Origin of the sequence: Rhodococcus cercidiphylli (assembly GCF_033042225.1) — a bacterium.
Taxonomy (GTDB): domain Bacteria; phylum Actinomycetota; class Actinomycetes; order Mycobacteriales; family Mycobacteriaceae; genus Rhodococcoides.
Genome location: NZ_JAWLKE010000004.1, coordinates 211,131 through 231,249 on the forward strand (window position 1 = coordinate 211,131; position 20,119 = coordinate 231,249).

Below are 20,119 nucleotides of genomic sequence, written 5' to 3' on the forward strand. Positions count from 1 at the left end.
CCGGTCGGTGTCGTAGGGGCGGCGGAGGTTACACCCGCACCGCCGCGGGAACCCTTCAGATCGACCCCCATCACGATGCCGCCCGAAAGCATAGGCAATTCGCCCGTGCCGCAGCCCGAGGCCGCCCACGCATCGCCGCCGCTTCCCGGGTCGCGGGACGGTGAAGCCCACGGTGGCGCAGGTGGTGAGGCGGCGTCGGTCGCGGTGCCACCTGCCGGGATCGACAAGACCGTCGTCGCACCACCTAAGCCCGTGGAACCGCCGACGACTCCCGTGGCACCGACCGTGAAACCGACTCCTTCACATGCGCCGCCCGTCGCATCAGGGCCGCCGCCGTCCCAGAATCCGCCGTCCCCGAATCCGGTGCTGCAGAATCCGGTGCCGCAGAACCAAGGTGGCCCACAAAACTATTGGGCTCCGCAGAATCAAGCCGGGCCGCAGAACTATTGGGCTCCGCAGAACCAGGGCGGCCCGCATGGGCAATGGCCGTCGGAGGGTCACTGGAATCCCCAGAATCAGTGGAACGGTCAGAATCAATGGGGGCCTCAGCCCGGCCAGTGGCCTGGGCCGGCGCATCAAAATCAGCAGCATCAGAATCAGCAGTATCGGGGTCAGCCTCAGCAGGTTCGGCAAGGCCCGGGCGACGCGTTGGTTGCCGCCCCGGGAGCGGTACCGACCATGGGCCCGAGTCGGTCGGATCAGCAGTCGGTGTCCTCGCTCGATCTCGGCAGTTCGTTGCTCGTCCGATCAGGGAATGCGCCGCCGGTGGCAGGGTGGCGTCGGGCGCTGTATCTGATGTCGCGTGGTCGTCTGAATGCGGGCAACAGTGCTGCCCAGCAGCGACGCCTGGTTCTGACCGCGGAGGTGGATCGCCCTCTTGTCGGGTGCCATCGCGTCGCGGTGCTGTCGCTGAAAGGGGGCGTGGGCAAGACCACGACGACGGCCACACTCGGCTCGACGTTCGCCGAGATCCGGGGTGATCGGGTGATCGCCATCGACGCGAACCCCGATCGGGGAACGCTGGGGCAGAAGGTGCCGGCCGAGACGACCGCCACCGTCCGTAATCTGTTGCGCGACATCGAGTCTCTGGACCGTTACAGCGACGTCAGGGCTTACACGTCGCAGAACGTGCATCGACTGGAGGTGTTGGCGTCCGATTCGGATCCGGCGGCTTCGGAGGCATTCAGCGGTGAGGATTACGATCGCGCCGTGTCGCTGTTGGAGAAGTTCTACAGCATCGTCATCACGGACTGCGGCACCGGTCTGATGCACTCGGCCATGGAAAGCATTCTCGAGGGAGCCGACACGCTGGTGGTGGTCAGTTCGGGCTCGGTGGACGGCGTGCGGAGCGCGTCGGCGACATTGGATTGGCTCGATGCGCACGGCTACCGCGAGCTGGTCGCCACATCGGTCGCCGTGGTCAACGGCGTTCGGCCGAGAGCTGGAAAAGTGGACCTGCACAAAGTTGTCGAGCATTTCGAGCAGCGGTGCGCTCGAGTGAGAACGATTCCGTTCGACCCGCATCTCGAGGAGGGGGCGGAAATCGAACTGGATCGTCTTCGTGGGCGCACACGGAAGGCACTGTTGGAAGTCGCGGCGGCGGTAGCGGCAGGTTTCCCCGACGCGCCCACCGCTGCCCACCGCAACTGAGAACTACCGAACCCTATTCGCTGGGTTCGGTGCCTGCCTCGGTCCCGTCTTTCCCTCCGCGGCGAGCTTCACGGTTGATTCGCCACAGAAAATCGGGATCGTCATCGGGTCCGACAGTGCGGGTGGGTGGAGCCTGTGTGCTGGGTCCGAATGCCTTCCAGAACAGCACGATGACTGCCACCAAGCCGATCAACGCCAATAGATAGATCACGACGCACCTCCTACTACGAGGGTAGCCGCGATGCAACACCCTCCGCACCCGTCGAGCGTCGAAGATTCCTGAGAATGTTCGATGAGTTCGAGCGGGTGCGGAGATCGAGGGTATTTCCTACGTCAGGACGTCCGAATCAGTGGTGTGCGCCGGCTTCGGTGGTCAGAGAGGTCAGCAACTGCATGACCTCGGTCTCGCGGAATCGACGGTGCCCGCCCGGAGTGCGGAGCGATCCGAGGCGACCGGCGTGTGCCCAGCGTGTCACTGTCTTGGGGTCGACGTGAAAAAGCGCGGCTACCTGACCCGGCGTGAGAAGTGAGTCCTGAGCCTTGTGAAATGTGGGTGCGCTCATCTGTCGTGTCCTCCTACGATTCGGTTCGGTGCATATGCGTCGAACCGGAGATATCGGTCTGCTGCGTTCGAACCCCATGGTTGCACTCGAACCCCTAGGTACTCGACTGATACAAGGTTGGTAAAGGGGAGGTAATGGACAAATCGGTCACGCCGGGGGTGGGTCGAGGTGCTTGCCGAGCCCGGTAACCTGGGACCCGTGAGTGACGCGACGAACGCCGACAGCAGCGAACCTACCAGCGGAAACGGCGCGAAAGGTAGGTCGGCGAAGAAGTCTCTCGCCGTGAACCTGGGTGTCTACACCTTCGCGCGCCTGGCGCTCGTCATCGTGATCGGCGCACTCATCGTCGGCATCGGTTTACTCTTCGGCGTCGAGGTTCCGGTACTCGTCGCCGCGATCTTCGCCGTGCTGATCTCGCTACCTCTGTCGCTGCTCCTGTTCAAGAACATGCGCATCCGCGTCAACGAGTCCATCGCGGCAGTCGACGAGGACAGGCGCACCGCGCGTGCTGATCTGCAGTCGAAGCTGCGCGGTGAAGACGGCAAGAAATGACCAGGACGGTCGATCACTCGGGGTCACGGGCATGGGTCGACAATGCGGTCCGGTTGATCGAGGCCGATTCCCAGCGCAGCGCCGACACGCACCTGTTGCGATACCCCCTTCCCTCGGCCTGGGGAATCTCGCTGTACCTCAAGGACGAATCGACGCACATCACCGGCAGCCTGAAGCATCGACTGGCTCGGTCGCTCTTTCTGTACGCAATCTGCAACGGATGGGTCACCGAACGCACCATGGTGATCGAAGCCTCCTCGGGCTCCACTGCCGTCAGTGAGGCCTATTTCGCCGGACTGCTCGGACTGCAATTCGTCGCCGTGATGCCTCGGAGCACCAGCCCGGCAAAGATCGCACTCATCGAGTCCCATGGCGGGAGATGTCATTTCGTCGATCAGCCCGGCGAGATGTACACCGAGGCGCATCGACTCGCGGCCGAGCCGGACAGCCACTACATGGACCAGTTCACGCACGCCGAACGAGCCACCGACTGGCGCGGTAACAACAACATCGCCGAGTCGATCTTCGACCAACTTCGGCTAGAGGAATGCCCCATTCCAGACTGGGTGGTCGTCGGTGCGGGGACCGGAGGGACCAGCGCCACCATCGGCCGGTACATCCGATATCGCAGGCATGCAACGCAATTGGCGGTGGTGGACCCCGAGAATTCGGCGTTCATCGGCGGCTACGAGTCCGGAGACGCGTGCTACGAGACAGGGCTGTCCTCCCGCATCGAGGGCATCGGCCGACCGCGCGTCGAACCCTCGTTCGTCGGCCAGGTGATCGATCGAATGATCGCAGTGCCCGACGCAGCCTCCGTGGCCGCCGCACGATTCACCTCGGACGCACTCGGTAAACGAGTGGGCGGATCGACGGGCACCAACATCTGGGGTGCCTTCGGACTGATCGCGGAAATGATCGCAGCAGGCCGCAGCGGGAGCGTGGTGACACTGCTGTGCGACGGCGGAGACAGGTACACACAGACCTACTTCGACGACGCCTGGGTTTCGAGCCAAGGTATGGATCTCGACGAACCGAACGCAGCCCTCGAAAAGTTCGTTCGTACCGGGGTGTTCTGAGGAGATCTACTTGCTCACCGCCATCGACGCCGCGGCAGTTGCAGCGGCGACGGTGACGACCGCCGGCCAGGCGCCGATCTTCTTGGCCAGCGGGTGCGAGGCACCGAACGCGACGAGATAGGTCCCGAGCAACGCACCGGCTCGGGCCGAACCCGAGGATTTCTGCCACCGGGTCGTGCACGCCACACCCGCAGCGGCCAGTACGGCTCCGCCGAGCTGACGGTTGTGCGACTGCCGGGCGACGGCGAAGCCGCCGAGCAATCCACCTGCAGCGAGTGCGGACGTGGCGATCGAGCGTCGAGTGTCGTTGGTGGCCATGATCATCACCCTATCCGCGCCTGCACCCGCAGGCTCCTCGCCAGATGGTCTCGTTGCTCGATCACCAAGCGCCGCAGGGCGGCCGGTGCCCACTCGTGCTCGGCTAGCCAGCTGTCCGCGGCTACCGTCGACGATTGCTGCGGGAACAGTCGGACGACGATGCGCCGTGCGATTTCGATGCTGCGCGAGGTCCACAACGACGCGATGGCTTCGAAGTACCGGTCGTGGTACCCCTGCGTCAGGTCCGGCCGGTGCCCGGCCCCGAAGCCGGTGATGAAGGCGTCGAGAACATCGTTGGACGCATCGTCGCGCTCGGTGATGGCAGCCCACGCCCTTGCCTTGACCTCGGCGTCGGGTATCGCCGTCGACGCCGCCGTGTGTGAGGTGCGTCCAGACGACGTGTTGTCGGAGGCCAGCTCTGCATCGAGCTCGGCCGAGGTCGCGTTTCCGGTCGCGGCCAGAGCCAGCCAGAACGACCAGCGCTGGTCGGGATCCAGGCGCAGACCTGGCACGGTCGACGTGCCGTCGAGAAGTGCGCGTAGGTCGGCTGCGCGGGAGCCGTCGAGTTGGGCCGCGGCCGCGGTGGCTCGCGCCCACACCAACTGGGTATCGCTCCCTGGCTCACTCGCATGCAGCTGCGTCCACGACGCCTCGAGCCACTGCCGAAGGGGTTCGCGCCGTCGGTCCTCCGGGAGGTAATGCTCGAGGGCGTACGCCACATTGGCCGTGACTGCGGACAACAGACCGATCTTGGGCTCATTCGGTGCGAATCTGGTTGCGATGTCGATGTATTCGAGTGCAGACAGCTCGGCGTCGCGGGTGGAGTTCCACAACGCTGACCACACCAGGCCCCGGGCGAGAGGGTCGACGATGCGATCGAGGTGGTTTCGCACGGTGGTACTGGAGCGCTCGTCGAATCGGATCTTGGCGTATGTCAGGTCGTCGTCGTTGAGCAGCACCAGCGCGGCCTCGGGAAGGTCGACCGGCGTTCGTTCCTCGGCGATGTCGAGTTCTCGTCGGTGGGTTCTCGTCAGATTTCCGGCTTCGTCGAGGTCGTAGAGCCCGACGGCAATTCGGTGAGGCCGCGGGTCCGTCTGCTCGATGGCATCGCCGGTGTAGCTGAGCGTGGAGACGCCGGTGGTCTGCAGCCATGCTGCAGCCCAGGTGTCGAGGTCGCGTCCGCTGGCGGTCGACATCTCGCTCAGCAGGTCCGTCAGAGTCGTGTTTCCGAAGGCGTGCGCGCGAAAGTAGTTGCGGGAGGCGGCGAAGAAGGCATCTGCGCCCACGAACGCCCCGAGTTGCTTGAGGACGCTCGCACCCTTGGCGTAGGTGATGCCGTCGAAGTTGAGCTTCGCGGCCTCGAGATCGGTGATGTCGGCGACGATCGGGTGGGTGGTCGGAAGTTGGTCCTGCAGGTACGCCCACGCTTTTCGTCGGTTGGCGAAGCTGACCCAGGCGTCGGTGAATCGGGTCGCTTCGGCCGATGCAAATGCACCCATGAAGTCGGCGAAGGATTCCTTGAGCCACAGGTCGTCCCACCACTGCATCGTGACGAGGTCGCCGAACCACATATGCGCCATCTCGTGCAGGATCGTGTTCGCGCGGGCCTCGTACTGGGCTTCGGTTGCCGCAGAACGGAATACGTACGACTCGGTGAACGTGACGAGGCCGGGATTCTCCATCGCGCCGAGGTTGTACTCGGGGACGAAGATCTGGTCGTACTTTCCGAACGGGTATGAGTAGTCGAACTTGTCGTGAAAGAAGTCCAGGCCTCGTTTCGTGATGTCGAAGATGTCCTCGGCATCGAAGTACTCGGCGAGAGACGCCCGGCAATAGGCACCGAGGGGGACGGTGAGTTCGCCTCGCGTCCAGGATGATTGGACGCGGTGATACGGGCCGGCCGCAACTGCGGTGATGTAGGTCGAGATAGGCAGGGTCGGCGCGAAGGTGGTGACCGTGTCGGCTGTGACTCCCTCGCGGTTCGACAGTACGGTCCACGTCGGCGGAGCCGTGACAGTGAGAGTGAAGGGAGCTTTCAGATCCGGTTGCTCGAAGTTCGCGAACACTCGGCGTGCATCGGCCGGTTCGTACTGCGTGTAGAGATAGACGTTGTCGTCGACGGGATCGACGAACCGATGCAGTCCTTCACCCGACCTGCTGTATCGTCCGCGCGCGCGAATCCGCACGATGTTGTGCTCGGTGAGCCCGATCAGTTGAATCCGTGAGCCGTCGTAGTCGACCGCCGTGTCGACGCCGTTGACGGTCACTTGGTCCACTGCCGCACCGATGAAGTCCACCCAGGTCGCAGCGGTGGTCGCGTCGAATTCGATGGTCGTCACGGTCTCGAAGGTGTCGAGGTCTGCGTCCTCTGCGCGCAGGAGATCGAGGTGAACGCGGTACTTCACCCCGCCGATGTGGCGCGATCGCCTGCGAGTTTCGGTCCGGGTCAGATTCGCGGTGCTCACCGAACCAACCCTAGGCGATCGGTTTTCACAGGGTCGGCGCGGTGAAGTAGTGGTTTCCGAGAGGGTCGACGATATGCAGGACTCCTTCCGGGAGTAATTCGGTGCGCCAGAGTTTCCGTGTTTTGAGGTTGTGGTGGAGCCGACAGCGCGGGCCGATGTTCGTCCGGATGGTCCATCCTCCTCGTTCCGGATTCTGTCGATCGAATTCGACGATGTGGTCGAGGTCGCACCGTTCCGAAGGCACGTTGCAGCCAGGATGCAGGCAGTACGGATGTTCGGCGCGAACCTGCGCGGCAAGGGCTCTGCTCGGCGCATAGGTCAGTGCCCCCGGAGGCGGAATCGTCATGCCTCCGTGGCCGTCGGGGTGTAGGGCGTGGACGCCGCGAGGGTTGTTCTCGACGATGGCACGCCAGCGTTCGATCAACGTCCCTCCGCCCGGTCTCGATCGAGTCGCTGTATCGGGTGGCGGTGCGTCGGGTGCTGGTGAGACGGGTGGTGGTGTGTCGGGTGGCAGCGGGCCCGTCAGTGCCCTGCCCAGGGGCTCACTTGTGGGGCGCTCGGACCCCGGCCGTGCGGAACCCGAACCCTCGGTGGCTGTTTCACCGGTTGCGTCGGCATTCGCATCCGAACGCTCGGGCATTGCTGCCACCGGCTCACCGTGTTCGGGAGTTTCGGCATCCGCGACGTCACCCCGAGAGGTCAGGCATGTCGAGCACTCGCACAGCAGTGTCTCGCCGCGCATCAGTGCGGTCTGTGCGTCGCCCCGTCGTTGATCGTCCGAACGTGGATCCTCGGGGTGCAAGCGGGAGACTTCGGCGTCGATGCGCGAAAGCTGTTCGTCGGCTTCGCGATCGGTCATCACCGTGGTGAGGCTCGCCAGCCCTCGTGCTCGTCGACGAACCCGGACGCGCTTCTCGGTTCGCGCGGCACGTGTGCGTACTGCGCGGTCCCACTCGGCATCGGCCTCGACGAGCAGTCGGTCGATCTCGCGACCCAGGGGGCCCGGTGCCATCTCTGCGGCAGCTTTGAGAACCTCGGCTTCGATGGCGACGACTGTCTCCGGACGCGCATGAAGCAGATGGTCGTGGATCGTTTTGACTCGCTCTTTGTCGATCGATCCGTTGATGAAACTGTTCCGTACGAGGGGACGCAGCTGGCGCCACATCTGAAGCTTGTTGTGAATGGCGGCGAAGGTGGACGACAATGCCGCAGCCAGTTCGCAGATCGCCGAGCTGTACAGATCCTTTTCGGTCACTCCTGTGTCCCACGGCGAGGCGCATGCCGTTCGGCCGCGAACGTAGTGGTCCATGAGCGCCAGTTCCGATGCGGCAGCGGCGTTTATCGTCCGGCGCGCACCGAGGACGTCGGCGAGCGCAGAGTGATCGTCCGCCATCCACGTCGACTCACGTAGCCCCATGTCACCCCCCAGCGACGAAGGGCCGAACACGTATTCGACCCGTTGCCGAGAAGTGTAGAACCGGGCACCGACAAGTTTTGGCGCCGATGCAGGACGGGTCTCTTCGCAGTGACAACTCCATTTGCATGCAACGCCGATACGCTCGTCATCACGTGCAGGGCAAGCCCGGAGGCGGCGCAATGAATACCTTTCAGAAGTCGGCAGCAGCGTTCAACAAGATTTTTGTGGTCGTCATGAGGGCGCCGGTGCTCGACAGGGTTCTCGGACGGTCGATGGGGATTCTGACCTACACCGGTCGCAAGTCCGGCAAGAAGTTCTCACTGCCGGTGGCATACAAGCGAACAGGCAATCACGTGAAGGTTGCGGTGGCCGTTCCGGACAAGAAGAACTGGTGGCGAAATTTCGAGAACGACGGCGGACGGGTCGATGTCGACCTCGGCGGCGTCCATCATTCCGGCCTTGCCGTGGCGACTCGCGACGATCGTGGGCGAGTAACTGTCGACATCGACTTGGAGCGCTGAGTACGTCGTAGCCCTCGGCCGTCCACGAACCCTACGATGGCGCCATGAACTTTTTGATTCGGCTCGTGATCAATGCCGTTGCAATCTGGGTTGCCAAGGAATTCGTGGATGGCATCACTGTCACCAGCTCGGGGCGCGGCGACGGGTGGGACATCGTGGTGCTGCTCGGTATCGCTGCCGTGTTGACGGTCGTCAATGCGTTCATCAAGCCGCTGGTGCAGCTCATGTCGCTGCCGCTGCTGATTCTGACTCTCGGGTTGTTCACTCTGGTGATCAACGCGTTGATGCTGTTGTTGACGGGCTGGCTGTCGTCACAGACCGGCTACGGCCTCGAGATCGTCGGGTTCGCCGCGGCGTTCTGGGGCGCGATCATCATCTCGATCGTGAATTTTCTGCTGGGCGCGTTCGTTCCCGACAAGCGCTAGGCGAAGGCCAGCGCCACTCCTGTGCTCGCGCCCCAGACGAGCATCGCCAGCCCCGAATCGCGCAGTGCCGGAATCAGTTCGAATCCGTGAGCGCCCTTGCGTACCGGGGAGTTGGCGCGTGCGGCGAAGGGGAGCGCGAGCAGGCCGACCAGCGCCCATGGAGTGCGGGCGATCAGTGCCACCGTCATCGCAAACGGCACCACCAGTAGCGCGAGATGCAGGTAGCGAGTGCGCATGTCACCCAATCGCACTGCCAGCGTGAGCTTTCCGGATTCGGTATCGGTGGGGATGTCGCGAAGGTTGTTGGCGACGAGTACTGCGCTGGAGAACGATCCGACGGCCACTGCAGCCAACACGCCTGCCCAATCGATCTGCTCGGCTTGTACGAACTGGGTGCCGAGTACGGCGACGAGACCGAAGAACACGAACACGGCTATCTCGCCGAAACCGCTGTATCCGTACGGCTTCGAGCCGCCGGTGTAGTACCAGGCACCGGCGATGCAGACGAGTCCGACGATGACCAGCCACCAGGCGCTGGTCGCTGCCAGAACCAATCCGGCCACGGCACCGACTGTGAAGCAACCGATGGCGGCCTTCTTGACGGCACCGGCGGACGCAGCCTTCGAGCCGACCAGTCTCAGTGGCCCGACTCGGTCGTCGTCGGTGCCCCGGATTCCGTCGGAGTAATCGTTGGCGAAGTTGACGCCGACGATCAGAGCCAACGAGACGACCAACGCCAGCAGCGCCTTCCACCACACTCCTCCGTCCAGCGACAGGGCCGCGCCGGTGCCGACGAGGACGGGGGCGATCGCATTCGGGAGCGTGCGCGGTCGCGCACCTTCGATCCATTGCGCTGTGGTGGCCATGAGCGACGATCTTTCCGTATCTGTCCGACGGGTGAGAACGCGGCCGGTCAGAACGGCAGGCGTGGCAATACCGGCAACGGGATGACAGGCATCTGGACCCCGGGAATCTGTGGCAAGGGCACCGTGGGTGCGGGCGGAGGTGCCGGCGGGTAGTAGTGCGGCTGCTGGTACTGCACGTAGGGCGCGGAATTTGCGGCGGCCGGTGCCGGTGCGGTGGTTGTCGGTGGGGGAGGAGGGATGTCGGGAAGCGGTGCCGGCGTGGTCGTCGCCGTGCTGGTACTCGACGGCCTGGTGGTTTGCGACACTGATTCACCGACGCTCGACGGGGTGCTCAGCGGTTGACCCTCGTCGCTGGATCCGAGTGCCGTGAACAGTCCGATGGCGGCAAGGACGCCTGCGATCGGAAGTGCGATCATGCCCAGTCGCGCCAGGGCTGGACGGTGCGAGACGAGGGGCGGCACGTGGGTGGCGTCGACGTGGGCGGCGTGCACCGCGGCACCGCCGGCGACGACGAGCTCGGGCCGGTCCGGGACCACGACCGGTAGCTGCAGGAAGCGTTCGAGGGTGGCCCGGACCAGCGGAATGTTGGACGTGCCGCCGATCGCGACGACGGCGTCGGGGTAGAACTCGGCCTCGCGGCCGAGTCGGCGCACTGTCTCGGCGGCCTGCTCGGTGGAGCGTGCGATGGACAACTCGAAGATGTGCCGCTCGAGGAGGATGTGCTCGCCATCCGGGGTGCTGGTGGTCAGGTGCGAGGACAGCGCTTCCTTGATGCCGCGGCAGAAGGCCGTCAGCGCACTGTCCTCGTCCGGAGATTGGGGCGCACGCACTATGCCGAGTCCGAGTATGTGTTCTCGGACCACCGCGTCGAAGGAGGCACCGCTCATGGCGGTGGTCCGCGCGGAACCGTAGGAGCGGCCGGATTCGACGTCCACGATGTCGACGTCGACACCGGTCTCGCCCGCGTCGAACAGCGCGATGGTCCGGTGGTGGGAGGGGAGCCCTGGGCGCAGGTACTCCATGGCCGCGCCGGTCTTGTCGATGAGGTGGACGTCGGAGACGTACTCCTCGGCCAGTGCGTCGGCGATCTGGGTGCGTTCCTCGGAGGTGCGATAGGCGACGCCTAGAGATTGGGGCGCGTCCGGACTGTCGACGATGCCGCGGACGACGCGCGCGACGTCGGATGCCGTGGGGGAGAGCTGCCAGTCGTCGAACGGGGTGCCGTCGGTCCATGCACCGTCTTCGGTGGTCCGCGCCGTGCGAATGCCGCACGTGCCCAGGGACACACCCACTGACGAACGCATCGCTTCTCCGGCCTCTCCATTTCGATGACGGTGTTCGGGTCTGAAGACTCGCCCTCATGACAGGCGACGTGGACACTGTACCGTCTCGCGGTTTGATTAGAAGCTCGAAACAATCCGAAGGTCAGCTCTATGGAGTTGCATCATCGATCTACTATCTGGTGGCCGTCGCGCTTGCGTCCGCTGTTCGGCCAGGTCAGAGCGGGAGTGAGGTCTCCGTCATGCCGACGCCGCCCGTGCCGCGCAGCTTTCGGAACCATTCGGTACCGAAGGTGGAGGCGAGGTCCTCGACGGACATCTGCAGAAACGGTCCGAAGTCACCGACCTGTGTTTCGTGGGCTTCCATTGCATCCCGTTTCGCGTTCATGACGCTGGAGACGTCGACCACCGTCGTGATCTCGGTTTCCGGCAGACCGAACGTTTCCATGTCCGGCGGTGACGCCTCCTCGCCCCAGTGCGGATTGGCCTCCATCAGTCGGCGCATGTGGTCGCGGTTGGTGGTGGTCTCGTAGACGAATCGAGTGTCGGCGATCTCGGTGGCGCGCTTGCCGACGACGTGAACCTGGATGTGGTCGGGGTGCCCGTAACCACCGTTCGGGTCGTAGATCGTCACGACGTCCGCCTGCTCTTCGAGCAATACGTCGGCCAACCGTTGCGCTGCGGTGTCGACGTCGACGTTGCAGAAGGCGTCCGGGTTCGCATTCTCCGGAGTACCGGCCATTCCGGAATCGGCGTAGTGCAGCCGCACGATGCGGGAGACTCCGAGAACGGCTGCCGAACGATCCAGCTCGACGCGTCTGCGCTCGGCCAGTGTCTCACCGTCGGTGAGGATTCCGTCTGGAAACTCACCGAGGGCACCGTCGGTCGCGGTGACCAGGACGACGCGGTGGCCGGCATCGGCGGCGAGCCGCATGACTCCGCCGGTGCCGAATACTTCGTCGTCGGGATGCGCGTGGAAGCAGACCAGAACACTCATGCGGTGAATGCTTGCATGTCGAAGAGGGTGCGGCCCAGTCGGCGGGCAAATACGATCTGCGGATGACCACACAGCGGTCGGCCGCGATTCGTTCGTATTGGCAGGACTCACGAGCGGATCGGTACTGCCGCGCACTGCATCCCGTCGGGATTTTCTTCGCTCTGGTGTTCTTCGCGCTGTCCATGACTCCGTCGCTGCTGCCCAGGGCCTGGTATCTGCAGGCGGTGGCCACCGGAATCAGCGTCGCGATCGGATACGGCGTGGGTTGCCTGATCGCGTGGGTGGTGCGGATCTGTGGAGTGTCACCCGACTGGTCGGAGCAGTGGCGTCGACGCGGGTGGTGGGCGCTGGCCGTGGCCGCGGTGGTGGTGATTCCGCTGTTCCTGATCCTGGGATCGTGGTGGCAGCAGATCGTCCGCAAGCTCGTCGGTGTGGAGGATCCCGGGAGGCCGCTGTACATCGCGGTGCTGGTGGTCTCGCTGGTGGTTGCCGTGGGAGTGCTCGCCTTGGGTCGTCTGCTGCGGCGAGCCACCCGTGCGTTGACGCGATGGGGCAAGCAGTACGTGCCGAGGCCGGTCGCGAGGATCGCGAGCGTGATCGTCGTAGCCCTGTTGGTGGTGTTCGCCGTCAACGGCGCGCTGATTCGCGGCATCGTGGCGGTCGCGGAGAGGTCGGCCTCTACTGCGGACCGCGGCAATCACGAGGGCGTCGAGAAGCCCACCGCGGCCGAACTGTCGGGTTCGGACGCCTCGAACGAGGAGTGGGATTCCCTGGGGCAGGAGGGCCGACGCTTCGTCGTGTCCGGGGTATCGCCGGACGAGATCAGTGAGTTCACCGGAAGGCCTGCGGTGCAACCGATCCGTGCCTACGCGGGCGTGGAGTCCGCGGACACCGTCGAAGGTGTCGCCCAGCGGGTGGTGGCAGAACTCGACCGTACCGGCGCATTTTCTCGCGCTGTGCTCGGTGTCGCGACGACCACCGGGCGCGGGTGGGTGAACGAGAGCGTCGCTCGCCCTCTGGAATACCTGTACGACGGTAACTCGGCGATCGCGTCGATGCAGTATTCGTTCCTGCCGAGCCCGATGGCATTTCTGGCCGACCGCCAGACTCCCCAGGATGCCGGACGGGCCCTTTTCGAGGCGGTATACGAGGTGTGGAGCGAACTCCCCGAGGATTCGCGACCGAAGCTGGTGTTGTTCGGCGAGAGCCTCGGTGCCTACGGCGGACAGGATGCGTTCAGCGGCGCGCAGGACATGATCGCGCGCATCGACGGTGCCCTGTGGGTGGGCAACCCGAACTTCACCCCGCAATGGGCCCGCATCACCGGTGGGCGCGACGCCGGATCTCGCGAGATCCTGCCTGTCATCGACGGTGGCGAGCACGTTCGTTTCGCCAGCTCGTCCGGTGACCTCGACATCGGCGGGCAATGGGACGAGCCCCGAATCGTGTACTGGCAGCACGCATCCGACCCCATCGTGTGGTGGTCGCCGGATCTGATCCTGAACAGGCCCGACTGGCTACGCGAACCCCGCGGCGCGGACGTCGACCCAGGAGTGCAGTGGTTCCCGTTCGTGACCTTCTGGCAGTTGACGTTCGATCAGGTCTTCTCCACGAACGTCGACGACGGCCACGGCCACAGCTACGGAGCCGACGCGGTGAACATGTGGGCCGACATCCTCGAGCCTGCCAACTGGTCCGAGTCCGACGTCGAGCGGTTGTACGAGAAAATGGCGGGCTGAGGCGTCGGTTGCTCGGTCGTTCGCCCACCCACCACCGGCGCAAATGCGCGCGCATTTGTCGGACGCGCGCAGGTTCGCTACCTGCCGGCCGACGACTTCACATGCACCTGACGAACGCGCGCGCGTTCGTGCGTGAGGCGTGCGTGCGTGAGGCGTTCGTGCATGAGACAGTGCAGCCATGCCGTCTGTCTCTGCCGGTCGACCCAACGCTGACAACGACTTGTCTACAGTTCTCGCGCTCGAACGAGAGCTACAGACTGCGGAGTGTCGACGCGATCGCGAGAGGCTGGCCCGCCTGCTCGCCGACGACTTCACCGAAGTCGGAGCCTCGGGCACGGTGTGGGACAAGTCGTCGATACTCGACTTGCTCAGCAGCGAAAGCCCCGTCGAGATCGAGGTGATCGAACCGACCGGACGGGTAATCGGTGCAGATTGTGTTCTGCTGCAGTGGGTTTCGAGAACACCCGATGCGCGAGCTCGCAGAACCTCGCTGTGGCGACGCACGAACATCGGTTGGGAATTGGTGCACCATCAAGGCACGCCGCTCGAGTGAGCGCTCCGGGGCAAATGCGTGCGCGTTTGCTGAACGCGCGCAGTGTCGCCACCTGTTCGCTGACCAGTCCGCGCGCACCTGACAAACGCGCGCGCATTTGCGGTCTAACCGGAACCGCTGCGCTCGGTCGGAACTCCCCAGTCACTCAGCGTTTTTCGAGCACCGTTCGCAGTTTCACCCGATTCAGTTTTCCCGGCCCTCGTGTCGGCAGTGAGTCGAGGAGGAACAATTCTCGGGGTGCCGCGGTGATGTCCAGCGAAGCGGCGACGTGGGAGCGCAAGTCCGCCAGTGTCACCGGGGCGCGGGCCACTACCGCGACCACCACTTTCTGGCCCAGGCGCTGGTCGGGCAGTCCCACGACGGCGCATTCGAGCACTGCGGGGTGGGTGGCCAGTGCAGCCTCGACGACCTGCGGCACGACGGTCAATCCGCCGGTCGAGATTGCCTCGTCGAGTCGCCCCGAGATGCTCAGCACGCCGTCGACGATGGTTCCGGCGTCGTCGGTGCGGAACCATCCAGGTTCGGCGAAGGCCGGGTGGTCGGGCAGTCCGCGGTATCCCGAGGCCAAGGTCTTTCCCCCCAACACGACCCTGCCGTCGTCGATGCGAACCACCGTGTTGCGCAGTGCAACTCCGTCGTACACGCAGCCGCCGGCCGTTTCGCTCATTCCGTAGGTCCGCACCAATCGGATTCCCGCGTCGTGTGCCTTCGTCCGCAACGGCATCGGTGTTGCCGCCCCGCCCAACAACACAGCATCGAGCGAGGCCAACGCAGCCACGGCCTCGGGGATCTCGAATGCCTTCACCAACTGCCCTGGAACCAGCGACGTGTAGCGCAAGGGCCCCGACATCCGGCCGATCGCGTCGATCAGAGCGGTGGGATCGAAACCTCTCGACACGTCCATGATCACGGGCGAGGTTCCGGCGAGCACACTGCGCAGCAGCACCTGCATTCCGGCGATGTGGTGCGCGGGCAACGCCAGCAGCCACGACCCCGGTCCGCCGAGTCGCTCCTCGGTGGCCGTTGCCGACGCCACCAGCGCAGCGGCCGACAGCATCGCTCCCTTGGGAATGCCCGTCGTTCCAGAGGTCGCGACGACAAGCGCGACGCCGTCGTCGATGGGTGTTCCCGGTGCCAAGGCGTCGTGCAGGCGCTCGGTCTCACGCGGATCGTCGGCCGGCACGGGAAGCAGGGCCGGGCCGTCGCCGGCAAGCATGCGGCTCAGCCGCGGCATGATGTTCGCCGCTGCCGGTCCCGACGGAATGGATACGCTCTCGAGCACGGACTCGAGGCTAGTCGCTGGGCTCGAACCAGGACGGGCGCACCTGTCGGCCCGGCGGTTGTCACCCGACGTCGAGTCGCTGTGGAACAGTGGAACATCGTGAAGGGATCGGGCATGGACGACGCGGTGTGGGCAGCTCTGTCGTACTTCGATTCCGTCGATCCCGCGCTCGCCGCCGATGCGCGCCTGGGGTGGGACGGTCTGGTCGAGGTGTCTCCGCCCGCGGGCCCGACGCAACATTCCGTGCAGACCTACCTGTGGGTGTATCTGCGCCACGCGGCCGAGGGGCCCGATCGTGCGGTCGACATCGCCCGTGCGCTCGGCGATCTACTCGACCGCCTTGGACGCGTCGGATACGCGGAGATAGCTCGGAGCACCGTCACCGAGGAGCTCGTGCGAATCTCCGACGATGCCGTGTGGTTGCAGCACTATCGCGCCGCCACCGAACAATCGGGTATCGGTGCCGTCGATACCGATCTCGTCACCTGGCAGGACGCTCCGACCGGCGTCGAGCGGGCCATCGTCGAGAAGATCGGCGAGACGTTGGAAGTTGCGACCATCGCCGGTGAGTTCGAGCCGTCCAAGCCCGGTGGGCGACCGCTCGGCACCAATGCGCAGGCCATGCGCCGACGCGGCGTCACCGATGCTGTGCTGACGTCCGATCGAGGCAAGGACGACTCCGAGGCCGTCCTGCTCGAGCAGCTTCTCGACCACCGGATCGACCTGTGGAGCAACTACAGCGCACCGCGGGCCGAGCTCTATCTGGGGCTGCGCGAGACGCTGCACGAGGCCGCCCAGCCCGTGTACGGCTGCGTGCGCAGGCTGGAGAGCTTCATCGGATGCATCGGCGACGGTGTCGGATTGACCGACGCCGGGTATCTGCCGGACGAGCTGGTGGCGAGCATTGCGACCACGGTGTTTCCTCCGGCCGAACGTCCCTTGCACATCGGCCGCGAACTCGACACCGAGAAAGTACTGATCGTCCGACGCCTCCTGATGAGGGTGCGTCTGCTGCGTCGTTCCGCCGGGCGGTTGGTGCCGACGGCGCGGACACGGCAGCTCAGCTCCGACGGGCTCTGGCGCGTGCTGACCGCAGGCATCGTCGGCACCGAATATCACCCGGACACGATTGCCGCCGAGGTGGTTCTGGCCCGGATGATCGTCGGTCACGAGGTCACCGACGTGGACGCGACAGCAGACGACCTCGCGCGTCTGCTGCGCGCCGAAGGGTGGACCCATTCCGGTGAGGAGCCCGCTGCCGAGCACGCCGAGCCGCTGGCGCGGACCCTGATTGCCGAACTGGGTGCCCTCGGAGCGTTCGAGCCGACGGAACCGGGCGCGTCGGGACCGGGTGTTTCGGGACCGGAGCGGTCCGGTTCGGTGGCGACCGAGGAAGGCAAGCGACTCGCCGCAGCCGTGCTGCGGCATCGGCTGCTGCACACGCGCTATCCGTCGTTGTGACCGCTCCAGGTTGGGCTATCGGTCGAAACTGCAGATCCGGCACGGTTAAACTCGCCTGGATCCGGTTCCAGAACGGGCCCGGCTGGTCGTTGCGAGGTGATGCCGGTGGACGGTGAGGTCGCGGACCCCGCGCGCTCCCAGTCTCGCCGGCAGAGCGACTCCGCCCGTCGTTACCTCGATTTCGAGGCGACGACGCCTGCTCTGCGATCGACGGTCGAATTCGCCGCACGCAGCGTCGGATTCGCCATCGCACAGCTCAACGTGCTCGACGAAGACACTCAGTACACGCTGGTCAACATCGGTGGACCGCCGGTATCCACCGTCGTGCGAGCCGACACCCTGTGCGACGACGTGGTGCGTTCCGGCGAACCTGCAGTCGTGGCGCACGGTCGCGTGCACGCCACCACTCGGCAGCGCGCCATCCTCGACGAGAACGGCATCGCGTCGTACGCGTCGGTTCCGCTGCGTGGGCGAGAGGGCCTGGTCATCGGCACCCTCTGCCTGCTCGATCGCACGCCCCGTCCGCTCTCCGGTGAGCAGATGCAGGAACTCGAACAGTTCGCGTCGGTGCTCGAGGAGCAGCTCGATCTGCATCGCCGCGTCGGATCCGGCGTCATTCGGCTGGGCAGCGACAACGACATCGCCGACTCCATCGCCGACGGTCACATCGTCCCCTGGTTCCAATCGATCGTGGACTTGCGCACCGAGGAGATCGTCGGCTTCGAGGCATTGGCGCGGTGGCACCACCCCACCAGGGGGATGGTGGTGCCGGCGGATTTCGTACCGTTCGCCGAGGCGAGCGAACTGATTATCGACGTCGACCTCAGCGTGCTCACCCAGGCCGCTGCCGAAATGAAGAAGTGGCACGTCCATCGTCCGGACCTGCGACTGACCGTCAACATTTCCGGACGCCACCTCGCCCATCCCGACGGCGTCAGTCAGCTGCAGCGTGCCATCGCGTCCTCCGGGGTGTCGCCGTCGTCGATCTCGCTCGAGCTCACCGAGACCACTGCCGTGACGCCGGGGCCGCTGCTGCGCAGGCATATCGACGACGTGCACCGGCTCGGCTTCCGGGTGTTGCTCGACGATTTCGGCTCGGGCTGGTCTTCGCTCGAACGACTGGTGACGCTGCAGCCCGACGGCATCAAGATCGACGGGCACCTGACGAGGTTCGTCGACACCGTGGCCGGACGAGCCATGATCAGGTCGTTGGCCGGAGTGGCGAAGGATCTCGATCTGACGATGATCGTCGAAGGCATCGAAAGTCGCGAACAAGCCGACGCGGCCCTCGAACTCGGTTGCACGCTGGCGCAGGGATATCTGTGGTCGCGGCCGCAGTCGGCAACGGCAGTACTTCGCACGATCGCCGACGCCGCGAAAGACCGCTAGCGGTTGTCCTTTCGCAACGGGTGATCCTGTGGAATCTGCACCAGCACGATGGGAATCCCGTCCGGATCCTCGATCCACATCTCGATCAGACCCCACGGCTCGGTTCGCGCCTCACGGACGATCTCGATGCCGGCTGCGGTCAATTCCTCTGTAGCAGAACCGATATCGCGTACCTGCAGCCACAGGGCACCGGAGAACGACCCCGATTCTTCACCGCGATGGTGCGCAGCGACCTCGATCAGCCCTTGCCCCGCAAAGAACACCGTCCCACCGGGGTATTCGCGACACACCGCCAACGAGAGACCGTCACGGTAGAACTCGAGAGTCCTCTCGTAGTCGACCGGCCGAAGAATTGTCCGAGAAGCGAGTATGTCCACCCCGCATGGATACCACGATCACAGATGGTCCTTCCGCAGGCTCCACTCCTGCCGACCCATGGTCGTTCCGCAGGCTCCACTCCTGTCTCTCTCTCACCGTTCGGTCGTCGCGATTCGGTTGCCGCCCGCGGCCTTCGCCTCGTACATCATCGAGTCCGCGACCCGCGTTGCCCGCGTCACGATGTCGAGGTTCTGGTCCCACACGGGCGAATCCGCGTGCAGAATCGCGGCCCCAACACTGACCGTTACCGCGATGGGATCCTCGGGATCGCGAAGCGCTCGGCGTACTCCGTGGACCAGAGCATCGATGTGGAGTCGTGACGTCGACACGACGGCGAGATACTCCTCGCCGCCGGTGCGCGCGATGACGCCGTAGTCGCCCAGGTGTGCTCGCAGACGCTCGGCGACCCGCACGATGACCGCGTCGCCTTCCTCGTGGCCGTACATGTCGTTGACGGATTTGAAGCGGTCGATGTCGATCATCACCGCCGCCGAGCACTGATCCTTCTCTCGGCCGAGTGGCCACACCTCGTCGATGGCCGCGTCGAGACCACGACGATTGCGCAGACCGGTGAGCGGATCGAGCAACGAATTGCGGGCATCGTCGGTCAACATGGTGATGAGCAGATGCGACACCAGCGGAACGCCGGCGACCGCGAGCAGTACGACGTGCGTCCGGAAGATCAGTGAGGCGGTGTCGATCTCCCCACCGGAGTGCGTGGCCGCCGCGGCGACGAGGGTGCACGCCACCGCGAACACCAGGTGCGCGAGCAGCCAGCGTGGACTGAGGCAGAACGTGCAGAACGTCCCGATCACCGCGAACAGCGTGCAGGTCAGGAGCGCGTCCGCGAGTGGGTTGATCGCTATCGCCGACGCGGTTCCGAGGTCGGCGAAGACTGCGAACGCCACCACCCCGACTCGGCCGGGAAACGGTCTGGTGATCCACGCCGCGCTGACGGCCACGACCATGACTGCCAGACATGCTTTCCAGGCGACGGCGACCGGGCTGCGTGAGGTGTCCTCCGAGAACAGCGACACCACCGCCAGCACGCCGAAATTGAGCGTCAGGAATGCCATCACCCACCGGACGATCTTTCCGGCGGGCCGGGAGTTCTGGAAGTCCGCCATCCAGCGGTAGTCGTAGGGCTGGGTGAACCAGGCGCGTACAGCGCCCACAGCACTGTG

At 65.1% G+C, this 20,119-nt stretch carries 20 protein-coding genes; 9 read left to right on the forward strand and 11 right to left on the reverse strand.

Annotated features, from left to right (window positions below; genetic code table 11):
• The first annotated feature begins 105 nt into the window (after positions 1-105).
• Positions 106-1,650 (forward strand): MinD/ParA family ATP-binding protein, encoded by a 1,545-nt coding sequence (locus R3P95_RS11500; RefSeq protein WP_317548426.1) that lies wholly within the window; start codon positions 106-108, stop codon positions 1,648-1,650.
• Between the two features lie 13 nt (positions 1,651-1,663).
• Here the strand turns inward: R3P95_RS11500 and R3P95_RS11505 are convergent, their stop codons facing one another.
• Entirely contained in the window at positions 1,664-1,861 is a 198-nt protein-coding gene (locus tag R3P95_RS11505) for a hypothetical protein (RefSeq protein WP_032393904.1), read from the reverse strand.
• Between the two features lie 136 nt (positions 1,862-1,997).
• Positions 1,998-2,213 (reverse strand): BldC family transcriptional regulator, encoded by a 216-nt coding sequence (locus R3P95_RS11510; RefSeq protein ID WP_037187021.1) that lies wholly within the window; start codon positions 2,211-2,213, stop codon positions 1,998-2,000.
• 198 nt (positions 2,214-2,411) lie between these two features.
• Between R3P95_RS11510 and R3P95_RS11515 the strand changes: the two genes are divergently transcribed.
• The gene (locus R3P95_RS11515) at positions 2,412-2,765 is read left to right on the forward strand and encodes a DUF4229 domain-containing protein (protein ID WP_082899469.1); all 354 of its coding nucleotides are present in this window, start codon (positions 2,412-2,414) and stop codon (positions 2,763-2,765) included.
• A complete protein-coding gene (locus R3P95_RS11520; protein WP_317548427.1) occupies positions 2,762-3,844 on the forward strand; it encodes an L-cysteine desulfhydrase Cds1 in 1,083 nt (360 codons plus the stop codon). Before R3P95_RS11515 ends, R3P95_RS11520 begins: the two co-directional genes overlap by 4 nt.
• A 6-nt stretch (positions 3,845-3,850) precedes the next feature.
• Here the strand turns inward: R3P95_RS11520 and R3P95_RS11525 are convergent, their stop codons facing one another.
• Genes R3P95_RS11525 through R3P95_RS11535 form a run of 3 tightly spaced genes read right to left on the reverse strand, consistent with a single transcriptional unit; the run spans position 3,851 to position 8,020 of the window.
• On the reverse strand, positions 3,851-4,162 hold the full coding sequence (locus R3P95_RS11525; protein ID WP_317548428.1) for a hypothetical protein: 312 nt from the start codon (positions 4,160-4,162) through the stop codon (positions 3,851-3,853).
• Between the two features lie 5 nt (positions 4,163-4,167).
• The gene (gene pepN, locus R3P95_RS11530) at positions 4,168-6,627 is read right to left on the reverse strand and encodes an aminopeptidase N (protein WP_317548429.1); all 2,460 of its coding nucleotides are present in this window, start codon (positions 6,625-6,627) and stop codon (positions 4,168-4,170) included.
• Between the two features lie 25 nt (positions 6,628-6,652).
• Positions 6,653-8,020, reverse strand: coding sequence for an HNH endonuclease signature motif containing protein (locus tag R3P95_RS11535; RefSeq protein ID WP_317548430.1), 1,368 nt, complete (start codon positions 8,018-8,020; stop codon positions 6,653-6,655).
• Between the two features lie 203 nt (positions 8,021-8,223).
• On the opposite strand from R3P95_RS11535, the gene R3P95_RS11540 reads away from it, so the two are divergent.
• Together R3P95_RS11540 and R3P95_RS11545 are read left to right on the forward strand one after the other, a co-directional pair.
• Positions 8,224-8,565, forward strand: coding sequence for a nitroreductase/quinone reductase family protein (locus R3P95_RS11540; RefSeq protein WP_317548431.1), 342 nt, complete (start codon positions 8,224-8,226; stop codon positions 8,563-8,565).
• A 44-nt stretch (positions 8,566-8,609) separates the two neighbouring features.
• Entirely contained in the window at positions 8,610-8,990 is a 381-nt protein-coding gene (locus tag R3P95_RS11545) for a phage holin family protein (protein WP_037187032.1), read from the forward strand.
• Here R3P95_RS11545 and R3P95_RS11550 read toward each other — a convergent pair.
• The 3 genes from R3P95_RS11550 to R3P95_RS11560 all read right to left on the reverse strand — a co-directional run bounded on the left by R3P95_RS11550 (position 8,987) and on the right by R3P95_RS11560 (position 12,133).
• Positions 8,987-9,856 carry a 1,4-dihydroxy-2-naphthoate polyprenyltransferase gene (locus tag R3P95_RS11550; RefSeq protein WP_269595756.1) on the reverse strand — a complete coding sequence of 290 codons (870 nt, stop codon included), beginning with the start codon at positions 9,854-9,856 and terminating at the stop codon, positions 8,987-8,989. The genes R3P95_RS11545 and R3P95_RS11550 overlap by 4 nt on opposite strands.
• 47 nt (positions 9,857-9,903) lie before the next feature.
• Positions 9,904-11,160 carry an Hsp70 family protein gene (locus tag R3P95_RS11555; protein WP_317548432.1) on the reverse strand — a complete coding sequence of 419 codons (1,257 nt, stop codon included), beginning with the start codon at positions 11,158-11,160 and terminating at the stop codon, positions 9,904-9,906.
• A 193-nt stretch (positions 11,161-11,353) separates the two neighbouring features.
• Entirely contained in the window at positions 11,354-12,133 is a 780-nt protein-coding gene (locus R3P95_RS11560; protein ID WP_317548433.1) for a PIG-L family deacetylase, read from the reverse strand.
• 62 nt (positions 12,134-12,195) lie between these two features.
• On the opposite strand from R3P95_RS11560, the gene R3P95_RS11565 reads away from it, so the two are divergent.
• Entirely contained in the window at positions 12,196-13,872 is a 1,677-nt protein-coding gene (locus R3P95_RS11565; protein WP_317548434.1) for an alpha/beta hydrolase, read from the forward strand.
• Positions 13,873-14,050: 178 nt separating this feature from the next.
• Entirely contained in the window at positions 14,051-14,425 is a 375-nt protein-coding gene (locus R3P95_RS11570; protein WP_317548436.1) for a nuclear transport factor 2 family protein, read from the forward strand.
• 145 nt (positions 14,426-14,570) lie between these two features.
• On the opposite strand, the gene menE is transcribed toward R3P95_RS11570, so the two are convergent.
• Positions 14,571-15,659 carry an o-succinylbenzoate--CoA ligase gene (gene menE, locus R3P95_RS11575; RefSeq protein WP_317548546.1) on the reverse strand — a complete coding sequence of 363 codons (1,089 nt, stop codon included), beginning with the start codon at positions 15,657-15,659 and terminating at the stop codon, positions 14,571-14,573.
• A gap of 147 nt (positions 15,660-15,806) precedes the next feature.
• Between menE and R3P95_RS11580 the strand changes: the two genes are divergently transcribed.
• Together R3P95_RS11580 and R3P95_RS11585 are read left to right on the forward strand one after the other, a co-directional pair.
• Positions 15,807-17,168, forward strand: a complete 1,362-nt coding sequence (locus R3P95_RS11580; RefSeq protein WP_317548437.1) for a hypothetical protein — start codon at positions 15,807-15,809, stop codon at positions 17,166-17,168.
• A 105-nt stretch (positions 17,169-17,273) separates the two neighbouring features.
• Entirely contained in the window at positions 17,274-18,557 is a 1,284-nt protein-coding gene (locus R3P95_RS11585) for a sensor domain-containing phosphodiesterase (RefSeq protein ID WP_269595763.1), read from the forward strand.
• On the opposite strand, the gene R3P95_RS11590 is transcribed toward R3P95_RS11585, so the two are convergent.
• Positions 18,554-18,934 (reverse strand): VOC family protein, encoded by a 381-nt coding sequence (locus tag R3P95_RS11590; protein WP_317548439.1) that lies wholly within the window; start codon positions 18,932-18,934, stop codon positions 18,554-18,556. The genes R3P95_RS11585 and R3P95_RS11590 overlap by 4 nt on opposite strands.
• A 93-nt stretch (positions 18,935-19,027) precedes the next feature.
• The gene (locus R3P95_RS11595) at positions 19,028-20,110 is read right to left on the reverse strand and encodes a GGDEF domain-containing protein (RefSeq protein ID WP_317548440.1); all 1,083 of its coding nucleotides are present in this window, start codon (positions 20,108-20,110) and stop codon (positions 19,028-19,030) included.
• Positions 20,111-20,119 lie beyond the last annotated feature (9 nt).

Coding starts and splice junctions, on each gene's coding strand:
- R3P95_RS11550 (WP_269595756.1), bottom strand. CDS start 9,856: ATGGCCACCACAGCGCAATGGATCGAAGGTGCGCGACCGCGCACGCTC.
- R3P95_RS11525 (WP_317548428.1), bottom strand. CDS start 4,162: ATGGCCACCAACGACACTCGACGCTCGATCGCCACGTCCGCACTCGCT.
- R3P95_RS11555 (WP_317548432.1), bottom strand. CDS start 11,160: ATGCGTTCGTCAGTGGGTGTGTCCCTGGGCACGTGCGGCATTCGCACG.
- R3P95_RS11520 (WP_317548427.1), top strand. CDS start 2,762: ATGACCAGGACGGTCGATCACTCGGGGTCACGGGCATGGGTCGACAAT.
- R3P95_RS11545 (WP_037187032.1), top strand. CDS start 8,610: ATGAACTTTTTGATTCGGCTCGTGATCAATGCCGTTGCAATCTGGGTT.
- R3P95_RS11560 (WP_317548433.1), bottom strand. CDS start 12,133: ATGAGTGTTCTGGTCTGCTTCCACGCGCATCCCGACGACGAAGTATTC.
- R3P95_RS11540 (WP_317548431.1), top strand. CDS start 8,224: ATGAATACCTTTCAGAAGTCGGCAGCAGCGTTCAACAAGATTTTTGTG.
- R3P95_RS11565 (WP_317548434.1), top strand. CDS start 12,196: ATGACCACACAGCGGTCGGCCGCGATTCGTTCGTATTGGCAGGACTCA.
- R3P95_RS11535 (WP_317548430.1), bottom strand. CDS start 8,020: ATGGCGGACGATCACTCTGCGCTCGCCGACGTCCTCGGTGCGCGCCGG.
- R3P95_RS11510 (WP_037187021.1), bottom strand. CDS start 2,213: ATGAGCGCACCCACATTTCACAAGGCTCAGGACTCACTTCTCACGCCG.
- menE (WP_317548546.1), bottom strand. CDS start 15,659: ATGCCGCGGCTGAGCCGCATGCTTGCCGGCGACGGCCCGGCCCTGCTT.
- R3P95_RS11570 (WP_317548436.1), top strand. CDS start 14,051: ATGCCGTCTGTCTCTGCCGGTCGACCCAACGCTGACAACGACTTGTCT.